Here is a 285-nt window from a genome sequence, read left to right as displayed (position 1 = left end):
GTGCGGGCTGCTGAAGACGTGAACCGAATGCCCGGCCGCCTCGATCGCGGCGCGCAGGAAGGCGCAGGTCGATCCCTTGCCGTTGGTGCCGGCGACGTGGAACACCGGCGGTAGCGACAGGTGCGGATCGCCGAGCCGTGACAGCAGCGCCGCAACACGCTCCAGGCCGAGGATGTCGGCACCCGGCGAGAGCGTCGCGAGGCGATCGAGTTGCGCCTGCACGGCGGCGTGGGTGGAGGTGGCGTGATCGGGCATGATTTCAGCCTCCAGCATCCACCCCGGTGA

1 pseudogene is annotated in these 285 nt (G+C 69.8%); it reads right to left on the bottom strand.

The annotated features are described in order from the left end of the window. Positions 1 to 255: pseudogene (locus AC0IYH_RS31025) on the bottom strand (bifunctional tetrahydrofolate synthase/dihydrofolate synthase); the annotation flags it as partial. Between the last annotated feature and the right edge of the window lie 30 nt (positions 256 to 285).

The organism is Pseudomonas sp. AC463 (assembly GCF_979253585.1).
The sequence above is the reverse complement of the archived record's forward strand: the minus strand, read 5'-3'. Positions and strand labels throughout refer to the sequence as shown.